The sequence below is a fragment of the Streptomyces sp. CB01201 genome (assembly GCF_002803085.1).
GTDB lineage: Bacteria > Actinomycetota > Actinomycetes > Streptomycetales > Streptomycetaceae > Streptomyces > Streptomyces hundungensis.
The window spans coordinates 1-19,199 of sequence record NZ_NNBJ01000001.1; the positions used below are offsets into that span (position 1 = coordinate 1).

Consider the following 19,199-nt stretch of genomic DNA (forward strand, 5'->3'; position numbering starts at 1 on the left):
CTGCAGGGGGGACCCTGTGGGAGAGTAGGACGCCGCCGAACAATTTTTGGGGAAAGCCCCGCACCAGACCGTAAGAAATTACGGTCACGGTGCGGGGCTTTTTCGCGTTGTGGCAGTATCGGTCCATTTTGTGAAGCCTCGTGGAGTGGGGTGCGTACCCCGTGTGCAGCACGAGGCCGAGCTGACGGTAGGGTCAGGGGGCATCGTCGGCACATTTCCCACAGGAGGCCCCCGGGTGGAGGTCCAGGAGACTCGCGTTCAGACGGACCGGGTGCTCACCATCCCCAATATTCTCAGCATGGCGCGCCTGGTCGGCGTTCCGCTCTTCCTGTGGCTGATCCTCCGCCCCGTCTTCGGTGGTCCCAACAGCGATGGCTGGGCCCTGCTGGTGTTGGCGCTGAGCGGTGTCAGCGACTACCTGGACGGCAAGCTGGCCCGGCGCTGGAACCAGATCAGCAATCTGGGGCGCCTGCTGGATCCCGCCGCCGACCGGCTGTACATCCTTTCCACGCTCGTCGGTCTCACCTGGCGGGAGATCCTGCCGATTTGGCTGACCGCTGCCCTTGTCGCGCGCGAGTTGATGCTTCTGGTGATGGTGGGAATCCTCCGCCGGCACGGCTATCCGCCGCCCCAGGTGAACTTCCTGGGCAAGGCGGCCACGTTCAACTTGATGTACGCCTTCCCGTTGCTGCTGCTCAGCGATGGACACGGGTGGCTCGCCTCCCTTGCGGCGATTTTCGGATGGGCGTTCGCTGGGTGGGGTACAACTCTGTATTGGTGGGCAGGAATCTTGTATGTGGTTCAGGTCCGCCGGTTGGTGAAGGCGGACGCAGCGGCCGATTAGCTCGGCGACGGCGGGCCCCGACGGGTAGTCGGCGGTTGCGCTTGGCGCCAGAGGCCTTGCCCGTCCGGGCGAAGTCGGCCAGACCGCCGTCTCTTCGAGGAGGACGTTTCCGACATGAAGGCCGTCGTTATGGCTGGTGGCGAGGGCACACGCCTTCGCCCCATGACTTCGAGCATGCCCAAGCCGCTCCTGCCGGTGGTCAACCGGCCGATCATGGAGCATGTGCTGCGGCTGCTCAAGCGGCATGGGCTCAATGAAACCGTTGTTACCGTGCAGTTCCTGGCGTCGCTCGTCAGGAACTATTTCGGTGACGGGGAAGAGCTCGGAATGGAGCTCACCTATGCCAATGAGGAGAAGCCCCTCGGTACCGCAGGCAGCGTCAAGAACGCCGAGGAAGCCCTCAAGGACGATGCCTTCCTGGTCATTTCCGGTGACGCCCTCACTGACTTCGATCTGACCGATCTCATCAACTTCCACAAGGAGAAGGGCGCACTCGTCACCGTGTGCCTGACCCGCGTCCCCAATCCCCTTGAATTCGGCATCACCATCGTCGACGAAGAGGGCAAGGTCGAGCGCTTCCTGGAGAAGCCGACATGGGGGCAGGTCTTCTCCGACACGGTGAATACGGGCATCTACGTGATGGAGCCCGAGGTATTCGACTACGTCGAGGCCGACAAGTCCGTCGACTGGTCCGGCGATGTCTTCCCGCAGCTGATGAAGGAAGGCAAGCCGATCTACGGCTATGTCGCCGAGGGCTACTGGGAGGACGTCGGCACGCACGAGAGCTACGTCAAGGCGCAGGCCGACGTGCTGGAGGGCAAGGTCGACGTCGACATCGACGGCTTCGAGATCTCCCCGGGCGTATGGGTCGCCGAGGGCGCCGAGGTCCACCCCGACGCGGTGCTGCGCGGCCCCCTCTACATCGGTGACTACGCCAAGGTCGAGGCGGACGTCGAAATCCGCGAGCACACCGTCGTGGGCTCGAACGTGGTCGTCAAGAGCGGTGCCTTCCTGCACAAGGCCGTGGTGCACGACAACGTCTACATCGGGCAGCACAGCAATCTGCGCGGCTGTGTCATCGGCAAGAACACCGACATCATGCGGGCCGCCCGGATCGAGGACGGTGCTGTCATCGGCGACGAATGTCTCGTCGGTGAGGAATCGATCGTGCAGGGGAACGTCCGGGTCTATCCCTTCAAGACCATCGAAGCCGGCGCATTCGTCAACACCTCGGTGATCTGGGAATCCAGAGGCCAGGCCCATCTCTTCGGGGCCCGGGGCGTCTCCGGGATCCTGAACGTCGAGATCACGCCCGAGCTCGCCGTACGCCTCGCCGGCGCGTATGCCACCACGCTGAAGAAGGGGTCGACCGTCACCACGGCGCGCGACCACTCCCGTGGTGCGCGGGCACTGAAGCGGGCCGTCATCTCGGCGCTCCAGGCCAGTGCCATAGACGTACGGGACCTGGAGAACGTGCCGCTGCCCGTCGCACGGCAGCAGACCGCCCGGGGCACTGCCGGCGGAATCATGATCCGGACGTCGCCGGGCGTACCCGACTCCGTAGACATCATGTTCTTCGACGAGCGGGGCGCAGACCTCTCCCAGGCCGGACAGCGCAAGCTGGACCGCGTCTACGCCCGCCAGGAGTACCGGCGAGCTTTCCCGGGTGAGATCGGTGACCTGCAGTTCCCCTCCAGCGTCTTCGACTCGTACACCGGCTCGTTGCTGCGCAAGGCGGACACCACCGGGATCGCGGAGGCCGGCCTGAAGGTCGTCGTCGACGCGTCCAACGGCAGCGCCGGCCTGGTGCTGCCCAGCCTCCTCGGTCGGCTCAAGGTGGATTCGCTGACGATCAACCCCGGTCTCGACGAGTCGAGGCCCACCGAGTCCCCGGAGAGCCGCCGGGCCGGTCTGGTGCGGCTCGGGGAGATCGTGGCCTCGGCGCGGGCCGCGTTCGGGGTGCGGTTCGACCCGGTGGGTGAGCGGCTCTCGCTGGTCGACGAGCGGGGCCGGATCGTCGAGGACGACCGTGCGCTCCTGGTGATGCTGGACCTGGTCGCGGCCGAGCGGCGCAGTGGGCGGGTGGCGCTGCCCGTCACGACCACCAGGATCGCCGAGCAGGTCGCCGCCTACCACGGCACGCAGGTGGAGTGGACGACGACCTCGCCGGACGACCTGACACGGGTCGGCCGCGAGGAGACCACGATCTTCGGTGGCGACGGGCGCGGCGGGTTCATCGTGCCCGAGTTCAGCAGCGTCTTCGACGGTGCGGCCGCGTTCGTGCGGCTCATCGGCCTGGTGGCGCGCACGCAGCTCACGCTCAGCCAGATCGATGCGCGGATACCGCAGGCACACGTCCTGAAGCGGGACATCCCGACGCCGTGGGCGGTCAAGGGCATGGTGATGCGTCGCGTGGTGGAGGCCGCCGGAAACCGCTCCGTGGACACCACCGACGGTGTACGGGTCGTCGAGGCCGACGGCCGCTGGGTGATGGTGCTGCCCGACCCGGCCGAAGCCGTCACCCATTTGTGGGCCGAGGGACCGGACGACGTGTCGGCCCAGGCGCTGCTCGACGAATGGGCCGCGGTGGTCGACAGCGCAGGTCACTGACGTTGTAGCGGTGTGCCGGGCCGGGTCTTCGGGCCCGGCCCGGCACACCGGTGGGGCCATTCGGTGGTAGCGCCGACGACGTGCGACGATGTGCGGCATGCCGCAGCAGCCCCCCGTTCGGAGCACGCCGTCTCCGCCCCCGCGTCCCGACGCGTCGATGTCGCTGCTGACCAATGTCATGGACCACGCGCTCGACGACGGGTACGCGGAGGCGACCGCTCGGCGCAAGGCCGCGGGCCAAGCCGGAATGCCGCGCACGCTGAAGGCCAAATTGGGCCTCGCGGGCGGTCTGGTGCTCGCCGCCCTCGTAGTGACGGTGGGCGCGGCCCAGGCCCGTATCACCGCACCGGTGGTCGCCAAGGAGCGCCAGGAGCTGATCGACCGGGTCGACTCGGAGACCAAGGCCGCCGACAAGCTGCAGAGCGAGGTGGACGGGCTGCGGACCGAGGTCGGCGACCGGCAGCGCAAGGCGCTGGAGAAGCACGGCGGGGACCAGGGCGAGCTGGTGGCGCTGCTCTCCGGTGCGACCGAGGTGCACGGGCCCGGCGTGAAGCTGGTCGTGGACGATGCCAAGGAGACCGCCCAGGGCGACGGCAGCCGGCCGCGCGAGAGCACCACGTTCGCCGATACCGGCCGGGTGCGTGACCGTGACATGCAGCGGGTGGTCAACGGGCTGTGGCAGTCGGGCGCCGAGGCCATCGCCATCAACGGGCAGCGGCTGACATCGTTTTCGGCGATCCGGGCCGCGGGCGACGCCATACTGGTCGACAACAGGCCGCTGGTGCCGCCCTATACGGTGCTCGCGGTGGGCGACGGCAAGAAGTTGAGCACCGACTTCCAGGACAGCGCGGACGGCCAGTACCTGCATGTGCTCCAGCAGAACTACGGCATCAGGGCCGGCATTTCGGCCGAGGCCGACGTCCGTCTCCCGGCGGCGCCGAGCTTGACCGTGCGTACCGCAAAACCAATGGCCACGGGCGCCGGCAAGGGCGCGGCCGCCACAGGGAAGGGCACATCGTGATCGCCGTACTTGGCCTCGTCGTGGGAGTCGTGGTCGGACTTTTCGTCCGGCCCGAGGTGCCTGCGGTGGTCGAGCCGTATCTGCCGATCGCCGTGGTCGCGGCGCTCGACGCGGTCTTCGGAGGACTTCGGGCCATGCTCGACGGCATCTTCGTGGACAAGGTCTTCGTGGTCTCCTTCCTCTCGAACGTCGTGGTTGCCGCGCTGATCGTGTTCCTGGGCGACAAGTTGGGCGTCGGCGCGCAGCTGTCGACCGGTGTGGTCGTGGTGCTCGGCATCCGGATCTTCTCGAACGCGGCCGCCATCCGTCGGCACGTCTTCAGGGCCTGAGGCCGATGAGCGACGTGGAGAAGAACACCGGTCAGGGCGACGGCGACGAGGAACGGCCCGTCGACGCGCCGGGGGAAACCGCCGAGTCGAAGCCGCCGTTGACGGGGCGTCAGCGGCTCGCCGCTGGTCTGTGGCCGCCGCGGGTCAGCCGGGCGCAGCTCATCGTGGCGCTGCTGCTCTTCGTCCTCGGCCTCGGGCTCGCCATTCAGGTCCGCTCCAACAGCGACAACAGCGCGCTGCGCGGCGCCCGCCAGGAGGACCTGGTGCGCATCCTGGACGAACTGGATTCCCGTACGAAGCGACTTGAGGACGAGAAGCAGCGGCTTGAAGGCCAGCGCACCGAGCTGGAGACCAGCTCCAACCAGGCGGAAGAGGCGCGCAAGCAGACCGTGGAGAAGGAGCAGCAGCTCGGTATCCTGGCCGGCACGGTCGCGGCGCAGGGCCCGGGCATCACGTTGACGATCAGCGACCCCAAGGGCGCCGTCGAGTCCGACAAGGTCCTTGACACCGTGCAGGAGCTGCGCGCGGCGGGCGCCGAGGCGATCCAGGTCAATGACGTCCGCGTGGTGGCCAATACGTACTTCTCCGACGAGACCGGCGGCATCGGGGTGGACGGAACCAAGGTCACCGCCCCGTACGTCTTCAAGGTGATCGGCAGGCCGCAGGATCTGGAGCCGGCGCTCAACATCCCTGGTGGAGTGGTGCAGACTCTGGAGAAGGAGCAGGCCACGGCTACAGTGGCACGCTCGGAGAAGATCATCGTGAACGCCTTGCGAGCCGCGAAGCGGCCTGACTACGCTCAGTCGTCCTCGCACTGATGGGGGCATGCGTGAGAGCTGCCGCACAAGGGCAGGTCGTTGCGGGGGGTCGCCGCTCCGTAACAGTGGTGAGTGGTGGAAACTGTTTGGCGGATACGGACGTTGTGAGAGTGTCCGGGTCGGCCGCTGTGTTGATTCTGGGTTCGTCCTGCCCCACGGGCGGGTCTATTTCGGTCAAGGGGAATCGCCCGTGAAGTTGTTTGCGAAGTTGTTCGGCAAGAGCGCACGCCAGGACGGCGGCAGCGCCGCCAGGCACCGTGCTCAGCGCCCCGGAGAGCCGGAGGAGCAGGGCGGCGAGCGCCCGCTGTTCCGCGATGAGGTGGCTGGTTCCGGAGGCGACATTCCGGGCGCGTCGTCTGTTGACCCTGCGGGTGCAGGGCGCATAGGTTTCGGGGAACCGTCAACCTCACGTTCGGGTGGAGGGTTTGGCTCCGACCCGTATGCCACCAGCGCCCACGCGGTGCCGCCGCGGCAGGAGGATCCGTCGATGTCGGGCATGCCTGTTTGTACGAGGTGCGGGCACACCAACCCCGCAGCCAGCCGCTTCTGCTCCAACTGCGGCGCTCCGCTGCGGCCCGGTGTCGTCCCGGAGCGTGCCTCCGAGACCACGTCGACCATCTCCATCTCGGGCCTTGAGGCGTACGACGCCGAGGTGACGGGTCAGACGCAGGTGCCGTCGCTCTCCCCGGAGGCGCAGGCCGCCGTGGACGCCCTGCCGCTGGGCTCCGCCCTCCTGGTGGTGCGCCGCGGGCCGAACTCGGGAAGCCGCTTCCTTCTGGACGGCGAGCTGACCACGGCCGGCCGTCATCCGCAGAGCGACATCTTCCTCGACGACGTGACGGTCTCGCGCCGCCACGTGGAGTTCCGGCGCGGTCCCGACGGGCGTTTCACCGTCTCCGACGTCGGCAGCCTCAACGGCACCTATGTGAACCGAGAGCGCATCGACTCCGTCGACCTCACCAACGGCGACGAGGTCCAGATCGGCAAGTACCGGCTGGTCTTCTATGCGAGCCAGCGCGCGCTCTGAGCCACGGCCAGGGAAGGTCCATGCTGTGCAGACACCGACGGGCGGTGCCGGAAGCGGCACCGCCACCGCGGGCGGCCGGCTGATGAGTATCGGCGGCGTGCTCAACCAGCTGCGTGACGAATTTCCCGAAGTGACGATCTCGAAGATCCGGTTCCTGGAGTCCGAGGGCCTGGTGGAGCCCCGGCGTACGCCGTCGGGGTACCGCAAGTTCAGCCCCGAGGACGTCGAGCGGCTCGCTCAGGTGCTGCGTATGCAGCGGGATCACTATCTGCCGCTCAAGGTCATCCGGGAGCACCTGGACGCCCTGGCGCGCGGCGAGCAGCCCTCGCTGCCGTCCGCCGGTGCTCCCCGTGAGCTCCTCGACGGGCTGGGCGAGCCGGAGGCGGAGCGCCCCACGGCCGCGCGGGTGGGCCGTGCCGAGCTCGTGGCGGCCGCGGAGGTCACCGAGGCAGAGCTGGTCGAGTGGGAGTCCTACGGGCTCGTCACGGCCGGCCCCGACGGTGGTTTCGACGCCGAGTCGGTGAACGTGGCACGCCTTGTGGCGGATATGGGCAGGTTCGGTCTGGAACCGCGGCATCTGCGTGCCATGAAGGCCGCGGCCGACCGTGAGGCCGGCCTCGTCGAGCAGGTGGTGGCGCCCCTGCGTTTGCACCGGAATCCGCAGACCAGGGCCCATGCGGAAGCCACTACGAAAGAGCTGGCGGCGCTCTCCGTGCGCCTCCACGCGGCGCTCGTGCAGACCGCTCTGGGTGTCCGGCTTCACTGATCTTGTAGGTGCCCGACTACCCAAACCTGCCGAGCACGTCCTAGGGTTGCTGTGTGAACGAGCTCGACGTCGTGGGTGTCCGGGTGGAAATGCCCTCCAACCAACCGATCGTGCTCCTGCGTGAAGTGGGAGGCGATCGGTACCTCCCCATTTGGATCGGTCCGGGGGAGGCGACCGCGATCGCCTTCGCCCAGCAGGGGATGGCGCCGGAGCGGCCGCTGACGCATGACCTTTTCAAGGACGTCCTTGAGGCCGTGGGGCAGGAGCTGACCGAGGTCCGCATCACTGATCTGCGCGAAGGGGTCTTCTACGCGGAGCTGGTCTTCGCCAGTGGGGTCGAGGTGAGCGCACGGCCGTCCGACGCCATAGCGCTGGCCCTGCGCACCGGCACGCCGATCTACGGCAGTGACGGGGTCCTCGATGACGCGGGAATCGCCATCCCGGACGAGCAGGAGGACGAGGTGGAGAAGTTCCGTGAGTTCCTCGACCAGATCTCGCCCGAGGACTTCGGCACCAACAGCCAGTGAGCCTCAGCAGTCACCGAACACCGGCCGGCGGGTCAGCGAACGGCGAGCGGGGCACGAGCAGTCAGTGAGCACCGCAACCGAGTGAGCACCGGCGAGCGAGTGACCCGGCGGCCGTCGGAGTGGCTTCGCGCGCCGCGCGTACGCCGGGGTGGTTTTGGCACATTCGAGTAGCCTTTCCCGCTGGAGAGACACGGGAAACCACTCTCAGGGTGATTATCACTCGGCGTGCCGAGTGTGGCGATCGTTGACGCACCCCGAGTGACTGCCTACCGTCGAGTGGGCAGGTCAAGGACGGAGGGTCGGCGTGAGTATGAGCGGCGACGGTACGGCAGGGGGCGCTCCCGGACTCGGTCCGGGGGAGAGCGGGCCGTACCCGCTCCACAACGGTGTGGTCGACCCGAGTACCGAAACGATCGGATACCGGGGCCCGACCGCGTGTGCGGCGGCGGGGATCACCTACCGGCAGCTGGACTACTGGGCGCGTACCGGCCTGGTCGAGCCGAGTGTGCGTCCGGCGTACGGCTCGGGCACCCAGCGTCTCTACAGCTTCCGGGACGTCGTCGTCCTGAAGATCGTCAAGCGTTTCCTCGACACGGGGGTGGCTCTCCAGAACATCCGTGCCGCCGTGCAGCACCTGCGGGAGCGCGGCTTTCGCGATCTGGAGCGGATGACGCTGATGAGCGACGGGGCCACCGTGTACGAGTGCTCGTCCCCGGACGAGGTGGTGAACCTCCTCCAGGGCGGCCAGGGCGTCTTCGGCATCGCCGTGGGCGTGGTGTGGCGGGACGTCGAGGCGGCGCTCTCCCAGCTGCACGGCGAACGCGTGGACACCGGCGAGACCCTGGTCGGTCACAACCCGGCCGACGAGCTGGCCAGGCGGCGCAACCGCGCGGTCTGATCCCCGGCGGCGCCGCCGGGGATCGATTGTCAGTGGCGTGAGGCAGCATCAGTGATGTGAGAGCCGCGCCGACCATCCTGCATCTCGACATGGATGCCTTCTTCGCCGCCGCAGAGCAGGCGTCGAAGCCCAGCCTGCGCGGAAAGCCGGTCGTGGTGGGCGGTCTCGGGCCCCGCGGGGTGGTCTCGACGGCCTCGTACGAGGCGAGACGCTTCGGGGTGCGCTCGGCGATGCCGATGGCGCAGGCCAGGCGGCTCTGTCCCAACGCGGCCTATCTGGTGCCCCGCTTCCAGCTGTACCGCACCATCAGCGAGCAGGTGATGGAGTTGCTGGGCCGGCTGTCCCCGCTGGTCGAGCCGCTGAGCCTGGACGAGGCCTTCGTGGACCTGGAGGCCGGTGGCGTGGCCTTCGATTCGGCCGGCGCACGTGCGGCCGGGGAGCGGCTGCGCAGGGACATCAGGGCGGTCACCGGGCTGAGCGGGTCGGTCGGGCTCGCCGGATCCAAGATGCTCGCCAAGATCGCCTCGGAGGAGGCCAAGCCCGACGGTCTGGTGCTCATAGAGCCCGGCACCGAGCGCGAGCTCCTCGCGCCGATGTCGGTGCGCATCCTGCCGGGCGTGGGGCCGGCCACGGGGGAGCATCTGCGCCGGGCCGGGATGACCACCGTGGCCGACCTCGTCGAGGCGGGTGAGGACGAGCTCGTACGGCTTCTGGGCAAGTCGCACGGCGCCTCGCTGCACCGGATGGCCACGGGGTACGACGACCGCCCCGTGGTGGCCGAGCGGGACGCCAAGTCGGTCTCGGTGGAGGACACCTTCGATGTGGACCTGCACGACCGGCTGCGGATCACCATGGAAGTGGGGCGGCTCGCCGACCGGTGTGTGCAGCGCCTGCGGGCGTCGGGGCACTCGGGCCGCACCATCGTGCTCAAGGTCCGGCGGTACGACTTCTCCACGCTGACCCGGTCCGAGACGCTGCGCGGACCCACCGACGACCCCGGCGTGGTCCGGGAGGCGGCCGCACGGCTCCTTGAGGTGGTGGACACCACGGGCGGGGTGCGTCTGCTCGGTGTCGGCGTCAGCGGGCTCGCCGACTTCACGCAGGAGGACCTGTTCGCGCAGGCCGCGGGGGAGCGGCCCGCGGAGGAGCCGACGGAGCCGGTGGGAGCAGTGCGGCCGGCAGGGCCGGTGGGTGACGAGGCCGCCCCCGTGGCCGAGGCGGAGCCGCAGCCCCCGGAAGACCCGGCGCAGCGCCGCTGGCTGGCCGGGCACGACGTACGGCATGCCGAGTACGGGCCCGGCTGGGTGCAGGGCAGCGGCGTCGGGCGGGTCACCGTGCGCTTCGAGACGCCGACGGCGAAGGGGCCCGGGCGGGTGAGGACCTTCCGGGTGGACGACCCCGGCCTTGAGCCCGCGGAGCCGCTGCCGCTGGTAGAGCCGGCCGATACGGAGGGCGGGGGCGGGGCCGGAGCGGAGCCGAAGGGGGTGGCGGGGGCCGTGGCCGGGGTGGTGGAGGATCAGGATTCGCCGTTGGCGAGCCGGCCGAAGTCCCGGTCGGAGGGCGGCGGGCCGGGTTCGGGGGCCGCGATGTCCAGACCGTAGTGGTGGTAGAGCTGGAGCTCCTGTTCCGGCGAGAGATGGCGGCCCACGCCGAAGTCCGGCGCGTCCTTGATCAGGGCTCGGTCGTAGGGGACGCGGAGCGTCTCGTCGACCAGCGTGCTGGGCTCCAGCGGGACGAAGGCGTCCCGGCTGAACAGCCCGGTGCGCACCGCGGCCCACTCGGGCGCGCCCGTGGCATCGTCCAGGTAGACCTCGTCCACCGTTCCGATCTTGTGCCCATTGCGGTCGTATGCCTTGCGGCCGATCAGGCTGCGCGGATCGATATCGGTCTGCACGGTCCCTCCAATTGGTCGCAACTGGTTACAACTGCTCCATAAGCACTACGAAAGTGCACATCCCGGGTGTTGGCCACTTGAGCAGGTGAACAAAGAATCGAGCTCGGGCCTCGCTGGTAGGCTGGCAGGCGGCTGCTGACCCCGTGCGGGAGAGTCCTTCGAAGAGCTCACCGAGTTCTCGGCGGACGCCGAAGGAGCAAATCCTCCCCGGAATCTCTCAGGCCCACGGACCGCACGGACGAGGTCACTCTGGAAAGCAGGACGGGGGACGTACGGGCACTTCGGCCCGGGCGGAACCTTTCCTCACCGACGGTGAAAACCGGGTCGCCGCCGTGCGCCCCCGGTGAAGCTCTCAGGTTGAGATGACAGAGGGGGAGGCCGTCCGGGTACCCGCGCCGTGGTGCCCCTCGCAGGTCGTGCGACCAGGAGGCCTCCGTAATGACCGCCAACCGCATTCCGCTCAGCCAGCTGGAGCGTGGCATTCCCTTCGAGCAGCGCCACATCGGGCCCGATGCCGAGGCACAGGCCAAGATGCTCGCGCAGGTCGGCTACGGCTCGCTCGACGAGCTGACCGCCGCCGCCGTCCCCGAGGTCATCAAGAGCGCCGGGGCGCTGGGCCTGCCCGAGGCGCGGACCGAGGCCGAGGTGCTGGCCGAGCTGCGCCGGCTCGCGGACCGCAACCAGGTGCTCGCCCCCATGATCGGCCTCGGTTACTACGGCACGTTCACGCCGCCGGTGATCCTGCGCAACGTCATGGAGAACCCGGCCTGGTACACGGCGTACACGCCCTACCAGCCGGAGATCTCGCAGGGCCGCCTGGAGGCGCTGCTCAACTTCCAGACCATGGTCGCCGAGCTGACCGGCCTGCCCACCTCCGGCGCCTCGCTGCTCGACGAGGGCACCGCGGCCGCCGAGGCGCTCGCCCTCTCGCGGCGTGTGGGCAAGGTCAAGGGCGGGGTGTTCCTGGTCGACGCCGACACCCTGCCGCAGACCGTCGCCGTGATTCAGACGCGTGCCGAGCCGACCGGTGTCGAGGTCGTCGTCGCCGACCTGCGCGACGGCATCCCCGCCGAGGTCGCCGAGCGCGGCGTCTTCGGCGTACTGCTCCAGTACCCGGGTGCCTCCGGCCAGGTCCGCGACCTCAAGCCGGTCATCGACGCGGCCCACGAGCTGGGCGCCGTCGTCACCGTCGCCGCCGACCTGCTCGCGCTCACCCTGCTCGCCTCGCCGGGCTCGCTCGGCGCGGACATCGCCGTGGGCACCACCCAGCGCTTCGGTGTCCCGATGGGCTTCGGCGGACCGCACGCCGGGTTCATGGCGGTCCAGGAGAAGTTCGCCCGCAGCCTGCCGGGCCGCCTCGTCGGTGTGTCCGTCGACGCCGACGGCAACAAGGCCTACCGCCTGGCCCTCCAGACCCGCGAGCAGCACATCCGCCGCGAGAAGGCCACCAGCAACATCTGCACCGCACAGGTGCTGCTCGCCGTGATGGCCGGGATGTACGCCGTCTACCACGGCCCGGACGGCCTGAAGCAGATCGCGCAGCGCACCCACCGCTACGCCGTCGTGCTCGCCGAGGGCCTGAAGGCCGCCGGGATCGACGTCGCCCACGGCGCCTACTTCGACACGCTGACCGTGCGCGTCCCGGGCAAGGCCGCCGAGGTGGTCAAGGCCGCCCGCCAGGGCGGGGTCAACCTGCACCTGGTCGACGCGGACACCGTCTCCTTCGCCTGTGACGAGACCACCACGCGGGCCCAACTGGCCGCCGTCTGGGCCGCGTTCGGGGTCGACGCCGATGTGGAGGCGCTGGACACCACGGCCGCCGACACGCTGCCGGCCGCGCTGCTGCGCACCGACGAGTACCTGACCCACCCGGTGTTCCACCAGCACCGCTCCGAGACCGCGATGCTGCGCTACCTGCGCAAGCTGGCCGACCGCGACTACGCGCTGGACCGCGGCATGATCCCGCTCGGCTCCTGCACGATGAAGCTGAACGCGACCACCGAGATGGAGCCGGTGACCTGGCCCGAGTTCGGGCAGATCCACCCCTTCGCGCCGGTCGAGCAGGCCGCCGGCTACCTCACGCTCATCCGCGAACTGGAGGAGCGCCTCGCCGAGGTCACCGGATACGACGCGGTGTCCATCCAGCCCAACGCCGGCTCGCAGGGCGAGCTCGCGGGTCTGCTCGCGGTGCGCGCCTACCACCGCGCCAACGGCGACACCCAGCGCACCATCTGCCTCATCCCGTCCTCCGCGCACGGCACCAACGCCGCGAGCGCCGTGATGGCCGGCATGAAGGTCGTGGTCGTCAAGACCGCCGACGACGGCGAGGTCGACGCCGACGACCTGCGCGCCAAGATCGAGCAGTACCGCGACGAGCTCTCGGTGCTGATGATCACCTACCCGTCCACGCACGGGGTGTTCGAGGAGCACGTTGCCGACATCTGCGCCCTGGTCCACGAGGCCGGCGGCCAGGTCTACGTCGACGGCGCCAACCTCAACGCCCTGGTGGGCCTCGCCAAGCCGGGCAAGTTCGGCGGCGACGTCTCGCACCTCAACCTGCACAAGACGTTCTGCATCCCGCACGGCGGCGGCGGCCCCGGCGTCGGCCCGGTCGGCGTGCGCGCGCACCTCGCCCCGTACCTGCCCAACCACCCGCTCCAGCCGACCGCCGGTCCCGAGACGGGCGTCGGCCCGATCTCGGCCGCTCCCTGGGGCTCGGCGGGCATCCTGCCGATCTCGTGGGCGTACGTACGTCTCATGGGCGGCGAGGGCCTCAAGCGGGCGACGCAGGTCGCGGTGCTCGCCGCGAACTACATCGCCAAGCGCCTGGAGCCGCACTACCCGGTGCTCTACACCGGTCCGAACGGCCTGGTCGCGCACGAGTGCATCGTGGACCTGCGGCCGCTGTCCAAGGCGACCGGCGTCAGCGTCGACGACATCGCCAAGCGCCTGATCGACTACGGCTTCCACGCGCCGACCATGTCGTTCCCGGTGGCCGGGACGCTGATGATCGAGCCCACCGAGTCCGAGGACCTGGGCGAGATCGACCGCTTCTGCGACACGATGATCGCGATCCGCGGCGAGATCGAGAAGGTCGCCTCCGGTGTCTGGCCGGCCGACGACAACCCGCTGGCCAACGCCCCGCACACCGCGGCCGCGCTCGGCGGCGAGTGGAACCACGCCTACAGCCGTGAGGACGCCGTCTTCCCGGCCGGGGTGTCGGCCGCCGACAAGTACTGGCCGCCGGTCCGCCGCATCGACGGCGCCTTCGGCGACCGCAACCTGGTCTGCTCCTGCCCGCCGCTGGACGAGTACGACCACTGACCCACGCATGCGTAAGGGCCGGTTCGGGGTGTGCTCCCCGGGCCGGCCCTTGTGTTGTCCGTACCGGACGTGTCCGCTGGGGACCGGTCCGTACGGGACTGCCCGTACGAGGCCGCCTAGGCGGCCGTCGCCACCTGTTCCGCCGTGAGCGGCCGGTGCGGGGCGATGATCTGCCCGTCCGGCAGCAGCTCACCGGTGTCCTCGAAGAGCAGGACACCGTTGCACAGCAGGCTCCAGCCCTGCTCCGGGTGGTGTGCCACGGGCTGCGCGGCTTCCCGGTCGGCGGAGAAGGCTGTCGGACAGGCTGGCTTGTGCTGGCACATGGATGCGTTCTTTCGCTGCGTCGTGGTGAGTGTGCTGCGGCTCGATGCGTTGTTCATGGCCGCCCCCCGTAGTAAGTCGGTCGGTCCGATCCCAGTGTTGCCCCACGGGCGTCAATCCGCAGGGATTTCGCGGCAGCGCTTCCTACTGCTTAATGACGTATCACCCGTGCGGACGGTTCAGCTCAACTGGCCTGTCTTTTCGGGTGGTTCGGGGTGGCCCGGCCGGGCTAGCCCGTATGGCGCAGGCGGCGCGTACGCAGCATAGACACACGATGCCCCGCGACCACACCGGTCGCGGGGCACTTTCTTTTCCGGGGCGGCGGCCGGAGGTGTCAGACGGGCTGGCCGAGCAGTCGGGCGGGGGCCAGGCGCAGGGTGAGTACCGGAAGCAGTTCGCTGACGCGCAGCGGGCGGTGCGCGCAGATGCCGGGCGGGGCGGGTGCAAGCGGCACCAGGAGGTCGTGCGGGGCCGGCGTGCCCGATGCGCCGTCGGCGCTCGCGTCCGTGTGCAGCCACAGCGTGAGCATGTACAGCTCAGGGACCGAGAGCAGCCGGGGCTGGTAGTGCGTGGTCAGCTGCTCGGCCTGGCGCAGGGCGCGCTGGGTCGAGGTGATGTAGGGGCCTTCGAAGAAGTGCGAGAAGGCCCAGCCGTCGGGGGTGAGGCGGGTGTCCGCTGCGGCGACCGGATGCTCGGGGTCGCTGATCAGGAAGCGCCAGCCGGCCAGGTGCGTGTGCGGGGTCCGGCCGCCCGGGGTGATCCCGTCCAGGACGTGGAGCGGGAGCGGCAGTTCGGGAGTGAGCGGACCTTCGGTGGAGCGGAGGGCCGGGGTGCGGGCCTCGCGTACGGCGGTGGGGGAACCGAGTGCCGCGAGGACGCTGCGCAGGGCGGGCGCGGGGGCCGGGGGGACATGCAGCGGCATGGTGGGTCGCCTCTCACTTCGGGAGACACGGTGATGCGGGGGCAGTGCGGACGGCGCTGTCTGCGGTGCGGGGTCAGAGGGGGGCCGACGATGGATGGCCGGGGGCGCCAACTCTCTGCCTCGTTTGCAGAGTTTATACGACACGTGTTCACGCAGTGTTTCAGCTAGCTGTCGTCGATATTGCCCGCAAGTCGGTATCCGGTCCTCCTGGGCAGGCGTTTCACCCGGGGAAATGCCCGGTGCGAGGTCCCGACCTGGAAACCTTTACCGCCGGTGGTCGGCCGATTCTCGTCGGCGTTTTTCACCATTGACGAGTGGGCGGTAACTGCACGTTGCCGTATGCCCGCTGAATGTGCCGGAGGCCCCAGGCGCCGACGCTACTCCATCGGCACTGCGCGCGCAGGCGTTATGGATCAGTCAGTCTGGGCATTATCGACCAAGACGCGAGCGGCCGGTGTCCCGGCCGCCGATTCGAGGAGGGACCCTTCGATGGGGGAGAAGGTCGTGGCAGGCGGATTCGACCTGTCCGATCGGCACCGCTACCGGGACAAGCTTCAGCAGTGCCTGGAGGGGCTCGGGAAGCTGCTGGCCCAGAAGCGGTTCGACCGTCCCAGGAACTTGATGGGGCTGGAGCTGGAACTGAATCTCGCGGGTCCCGACGGCATGCCCCGCATGATGAATGGCGAGGTGCTGGAGCGGATCGCGAGCCGGGATTTCCAGACCGAACTGGGAATGTTCAACCTGGAAGTGAACATCGCGCCCCACCGGCTCGGCGGCCGGGTTTTCGACCAGCTCGCCGAGGAGCTGCGCACCGGGCTCGGGTATGCCGATCGGAAGGCCGCCGAGGTCGACGCGGGCATCCTCATGATCGGAATTCTGCCGACCCTGACGCAGGACGATCTCGTCTCCGGAAATCTCTCCGACGTCGACCGCTACCAGTTGCTGAACGATCAGATAGTGGCCGCTCGCGGGGAGGATTTCACCCTCGACATCCAAGGGGTGGAACGGCTCGTCTGCACGTCGGCGTCGATCACCCCCGAAGCCGCCTGCACCTCCGTGCAGTTGCACCTACAGGTGACGCCCGCGCGCTTCGCCGCGGTGTGGAACGCGGCCCAGGCCGTCGCGGCCGTGCAGATCGCGGTCGGTGCCAACGCGCCCTTCCTGTTCGGGCGCGAGCTGTGGCGCGAGTCCCGGCCGCCCCTGTTCGAGCAGGCCACCGACACCAGGCCGGCCGAGCTGCGCGCCCAGGGAGTGCGCCCGCGCACCTGGTTCGGGGAGCGCTGGGTGTCGTCCGCCTATGAACTCTTCGAGGAGAACCTGCGGTTCTTCCCACCGCTGCTGCCCATCTGCGACGAGGAGGAGCCGCTGCGCGTCATCGCCGACGGCGGCGTGCCGGGCCTGAAGGAACTCGTGCTGCACAACGGCACGATCTACCGCTGGAACCGCCCGGTGTACGGGATCGCCGACGGCGTGCCGCACCTCCGCGTGGAGAACCGGGTGCTGCCGGCCGGGCCGACCGTCGCGGACGTGCTCGCCAACGCGGCCTTCTACTACGGCCTGGTGCGCGCCCTCGCGGAGGAGCAGCGCCCGGTATGGACGCGGCTGCCCTTCGAGTCGGCGGCCTCCAACTTCGACGCCGCCTGCCGCTACGGCATCGACGCCGAACTGCTGTGGCCGGCGCCGCGGCGCGGCGGCGGAGTGACCCGAGTGCCCGCGATCAAGCTCGTACGCGAGGAGCTGCTGCCGCTCGCGGCGGCCGGGCTCGACGCGTGGGGCATCGAGGCCGCCGACCGGGACCACTACCTCGGCATCATCGAGGAGCGCTGCCGCCGCCGGGTCAACGGGGCGTCCTGGCAGGTCGACACCTACCACCGGGCGCTGGCGGCGGGCCTGGGCCGGGAGGCCGCGCTGGCCGCCACCACCCGGCGCTATCGGGAGCTGATGCTGGAGGGCGAGCCCGTGCACACCTGGACGACGGGCTTCCCGGGGCCCGAGGCACGCCGCCGCTAGCGGAGGTGCTGGGCCTGGCGCACGGCGCGGGCCCGGTGTGGCCGGGTGCCTGGCGTCAGCCGTGGTGCTGGGCCTGGCCGAGGGCCATGATCGCCTGGAGGATCACGGCCTGGATGTCGGCGGGGTCGGTCACCTGGTAACCGACGCCGCCGGTCGCCCTGGCGATCTCCCGCACCTCGTCCGCGTCGGCCTGCGGGCCGACCGCGATGGCGATCAGCGGCACCGGCTTCGACGGGTCGGTGAGCTTCTGCAACTGCGCGACGAGGTCGGCCCGCGAGATGCTGCCCGGGTCCTCGTTGGCGCCGTCGGTCAGCAGCACCACCGCGTTGAACTTGCCGCTCGCGTACGTCGAGGTCGCCTCCTTGTACGCGGCGAGCGTCGTGTCGAACAGACCGGTCGCACCGTCCGGCACGGGTCGCAGCGCGGCGAACGCGGCGGACAGTTTGTCGCGCTGGGTGCGGCCGCCGGGGGACGGGTCGCCGAGCCGGGCCGTGGGCACCAGACGGCGGTAGTCGCGCGAGCCGTCCAGGTGGGTCGCGAAGTCCCACAGACCGATCTCGTCCTCGGCGGTGAACTGCGCGAGCGCCTGGAGCAGTGAGGCCTTGGTGACGTCCATCCGGGAGCGGCCGCCCGACCCGGGCACCGTGGCCGCCATCGAACCCGAGGCGTCCACGACCGTCGTGAGGCGCGCGCTCTGCACGGTGATGGTCCACATCCCCAGCGCGTCCTGGAGTTCCTGTGCCGAGGGCGGGTCGGCGCTGGCACTCGCGTACGGCTGCGGGGAACTGCCGCCGGCGGCCGAGGGGAGGGCATCGGCGACGGGCTGGCCCGGCGCCCGGAACCCGCGAGCCGCCAGGACGCGGGCGGACTCGGAGTCCCCGAGCAGCGTCAGGAACCGCATCGCCGCCCGACTCTCGTCGGTGCTCATGCCCGACTCGCGCACCATCGTGTACGGGTAGTCCAGCTGCGGGGCGCCGTCCTTGGGGTAGAAGAGCCGCACCCCTTGGTCCGCACCCTGCGCGTGGTGGCCCGCGTTGTAGGCGAACGCCGCCTGCTCGGACAGGACCACGGCCCCGCTGGTGTGTGAACTGCTGTTCCCCTTGCGGGAGTTGGCGGTGTCCAGGGCGCCCAGGGTGCCCGGCACTTGTCCGTCGCCGTCGGAGACCCGCTGCGAGAGCACCTTCGCGAGCGCCGCGGTCCGGGTGCCGGCCTCCGCGCCCCGGCCCGCCGACTTGCCGATGCAGCTCAGCGCGAGCAGGCCCGTGGCGCTGTGCGCCGGGTCGGCCGCACCGAGGCGCACCTTGTCGTCACCGGCGGTGGCCGTCGCCAACTCGGCCCAGGTGTACGTCTTCTGCGGCCAGCCGAGCGCCTTTGCGGACGCGGGCACCACGCCGAGGGCGACGGGGGAGTCCGCGACATGGCCCGCGGTGACGACGGTGGCCGAGCCCGCGGCGTCCTTCGCCCGGTCCACCCACATCGAGGCGTCGGGTATCCACACCGCGAAGTCGGGTCGGGAGCGGGAGGTGAAGGAGGCGGCCACCTTGTACGAGTCGCGGGCGGTCACCCGGACGTCCATGCAGGAGCCGTCCGAGGTGATCTTCTGCTCGCGGGCCCGCTCGGCCACGGCCGCGACGGCGGGCGCCACATCGGGCGAGGCGACCAGATCCAGTCGTACGGCGGTGGCGGCGCAGGAGCGGCCGAAGGAGAGCAGCCCACGCTGCACGGCGACGGCGGTCCCCCCGGCCACGGCGAGGACGAGCGCGGTGGCCAGGGCCACCGTCCGCCGTCGGGCGGATGCCGGGGCGGACCCGGTGCTCCCGTGCGCGGCATCGTCGGGCAAGCTGTGACGTCCCATGGCGGTGGTGCCCCTCCTTGAATCCGAACAAGG

General features: G+C 69.9%; 16 protein-coding genes and 1 riboswitch. Of the genes, 12 read left to right on the top strand and 4 right to left on the bottom strand.

Annotated elements, in window-relative coordinates; all coding sequences use genetic code 11:
• Positions 1–235 precede the first annotated feature (235 nt).
• The 10 genes from CG740_RS00005 (at position 236) to CG740_RS00050 (ending at position 10,441) form a co-directional block, all read left to right on the top strand.
• The gene (locus CG740_RS00005; protein ID WP_100572761.1) at positions 236–844 is read left to right on the top strand and encodes a CDP-alcohol phosphatidyltransferase family protein; all 609 of its coding nucleotides are present in this window, start codon (positions 236–238) and stop codon (positions 842–844) included.
• Positions 845–958: 114 nt separating this feature from the next.
• Positions 959–3,454 (top strand): mannose-1-phosphate guanyltransferase, encoded by a 2,496-nt coding sequence (locus tag CG740_RS00010; RefSeq protein WP_100572762.1) that lies wholly within the window; start codon positions 959–961, stop codon positions 3,452–3,454.
• A 97-nt stretch (positions 3,455–3,551) separates the two neighbouring features.
• Positions 3,552–4,475, top strand: coding sequence for a DUF881 domain-containing protein (locus CG740_RS00015; protein ID WP_100572763.1), 924 nt, complete (start codon positions 3,552–3,554; stop codon positions 4,473–4,475).
• Positions 4,472–4,804, top strand: a complete 333-nt coding sequence (locus CG740_RS00020) for a small basic family protein (protein WP_031069011.1) — start codon at positions 4,472–4,474, stop codon at positions 4,802–4,804. Before CG740_RS00015 ends, CG740_RS00020 begins: the two co-directional genes overlap by 4 nt.
• A gap of 5 nt (positions 4,805–4,809) precedes the next feature.
• On the top strand, positions 4,810–5,622 hold the full coding sequence (locus CG740_RS00025; protein WP_100572764.1) for a DUF881 domain-containing protein: 813 nt from the start codon (positions 4,810–4,812) through the stop codon (positions 5,620–5,622).
• A gap of 7 nt (positions 5,623–5,629) precedes the next feature.
• Complete coding sequence (locus CG740_RS00030) at positions 5,630–6,649, top strand: FHA domain-containing protein (RefSeq protein WP_100572765.1); 1,020 nt, start codon at positions 5,630–5,632, stop codon at positions 6,647–6,649.
• Entirely contained in the window at positions 6,627–7,415 is a 789-nt protein-coding gene (gene ftsR / locus CG740_RS00035) for a transcriptional regulator FtsR (protein ID WP_100572766.1), read from the top strand. The genes CG740_RS00030 and ftsR overlap by 23 nt, the downstream gene beginning before the upstream one ends.
• A gap of 53 nt (positions 7,416–7,468) precedes the next feature.
• A complete protein-coding gene (locus tag CG740_RS00040; RefSeq protein ID WP_100572767.1) occupies positions 7,469–7,942 on the top strand; it encodes a bifunctional nuclease family protein in 474 nt (157 codons plus the stop codon).
• A gap of 304 nt (positions 7,943–8,246) precedes the next feature.
• Complete coding sequence (locus CG740_RS00045; RefSeq protein WP_100572768.1) at positions 8,247–8,840, top strand: MerR family transcriptional regulator; 594 nt, start codon at positions 8,247–8,249, stop codon at positions 8,838–8,840.
• A gap of 56 nt (positions 8,841–8,896) precedes the next feature.
• Positions 8,897–10,441 (top strand): DNA polymerase IV, encoded by a 1,545-nt coding sequence (locus CG740_RS00050; protein WP_100572769.1) that lies wholly within the window; start codon positions 8,897–8,899, stop codon positions 10,439–10,441.
• Here CG740_RS00050 and CG740_RS00055 read toward each other — a convergent pair.
• Positions 10,357–10,746, bottom strand: a complete 390-nt coding sequence (locus CG740_RS00055) for a PRC-barrel domain-containing protein (RefSeq protein ID WP_161244386.1) — start codon at positions 10,744–10,746, stop codon at positions 10,357–10,359. The genes CG740_RS00050 and CG740_RS00055 overlap by 85 nt on opposite strands.
• A 124-nt stretch (positions 10,747–10,870) precedes the next feature.
• A riboswitch (glycine riboswitch) is annotated at positions 10,871–10,977 on the top strand.
• A gap of 195 nt (positions 10,978–11,172) precedes the next feature.
• On the opposite strand from CG740_RS00055, the gene gcvP reads away from it, so the two are divergent.
• Entirely contained in the window at positions 11,173–14,058 is a 2,886-nt protein-coding gene (gcvP, locus tag CG740_RS00060; protein ID WP_100572771.1) for an aminomethyl-transferring glycine dehydrogenase, read from the top strand.
• 116 nt (positions 14,059–14,174) lie between these two features.
• On the opposite strand, the gene CG740_RS00065 is transcribed toward gcvP, so the two are convergent.
• Together CG740_RS00065 and CG740_RS00070 are read right to left on the bottom strand one after the other, a co-directional pair.
• On the bottom strand, positions 14,175–14,381 hold the full coding sequence (locus CG740_RS00065) for a DUF5999 family protein (RefSeq protein WP_275901355.1): 207 nt from the start codon (positions 14,379–14,381) through the stop codon (positions 14,175–14,177).
• A 332-nt stretch (positions 14,382–14,713) separates the two neighbouring features.
• Positions 14,714–15,301 carry a hypothetical protein gene (locus CG740_RS00070; RefSeq protein WP_100572773.1) on the bottom strand — a complete coding sequence of 196 codons (588 nt, stop codon included), beginning with the start codon at positions 15,299–15,301 and terminating at the stop codon, positions 14,714–14,716.
• Positions 15,302–15,790: 489 nt separating this feature from the next.
• Here CG740_RS00070 and CG740_RS00075 point away from each other — a divergent pair, with 489 nt between their 5' ends.
• Entirely contained in the window at positions 15,791–17,311 is a 1,521-nt protein-coding gene (locus CG740_RS00075) for a glutamate--cysteine ligase (protein ID WP_100572774.1), read from the top strand.
• Positions 17,312–17,366: 55 nt separating this feature from the next.
• Here CG740_RS00075 and CG740_RS00080 read toward each other — a convergent pair whose 3' ends face one another.
• The gene (locus CG740_RS00080) at positions 17,367–19,166 is read right to left on the bottom strand and encodes a VWA domain-containing protein (RefSeq protein ID WP_100572775.1); all 1,800 of its coding nucleotides are present in this window, start codon (positions 19,164–19,166) and stop codon (positions 17,367–17,369) included.
• Between the last annotated feature and the right edge of the window lie 33 nt (positions 19,167–19,199).

Bases quoted from the DNA above. Each gene is read 5' to 3' on its own strand.
- CG740_RS00010 (WP_100572762.1), top strand. From the start codon at position 959: ATGAAGGCCGTCGTTATGGCTGGTGGCGAGGGCACACGCCTTCGCCCC.
- CG740_RS00015 (WP_100572763.1), top strand. From the start codon at position 3,552: ATGCCGCAGCAGCCCCCCGTTCGGAGCACGCCGTCTCCGCCCCCGCGT.
- CG740_RS00025 (WP_100572764.1), top strand. From the start codon at position 4,810: ATGAGCGACGTGGAGAAGAACACCGGTCAGGGCGACGGCGACGAGGAA.
- CG740_RS00030 (WP_100572765.1), top strand. From the start codon at position 5,630: ATGCGTGAGAGCTGCCGCACAAGGGCAGGTCGTTGCGGGGGGTCGCCG.
- ftsR (WP_100572766.1), top strand. From the start codon at position 6,627: ATGCGAGCCAGCGCGCGCTCTGAGCCACGGCCAGGGAAGGTCCATGCT.
- gcvP (WP_100572771.1), top strand. From the start codon at position 11,173: ATGACCGCCAACCGCATTCCGCTCAGCCAGCTGGAGCGTGGCATTCCC.
- CG740_RS00065 (WP_275901355.1), bottom strand. From the start codon at position 14,381: ATGTGCCAGCACAAGCCAGCCTGTCCGACAGCCTTCTCCGCCGACCGG.
- CG740_RS00070 (WP_100572773.1), bottom strand. From the start codon at position 15,301: ATGCCGCTGCATGTCCCCCCGGCCCCCGCGCCCGCCCTGCGCAGCGTC.
- CG740_RS00075 (WP_100572774.1), top strand. From the start codon at position 15,791: ATGGGGGAGAAGGTCGTGGCAGGCGGATTCGACCTGTCCGATCGGCAC.
- CG740_RS00080 (WP_100572775.1), bottom strand. From the start codon at position 19,166: ATGGGACGTCACAGCTTGCCCGACGATGCCGCGCACGGGAGCACCGGG.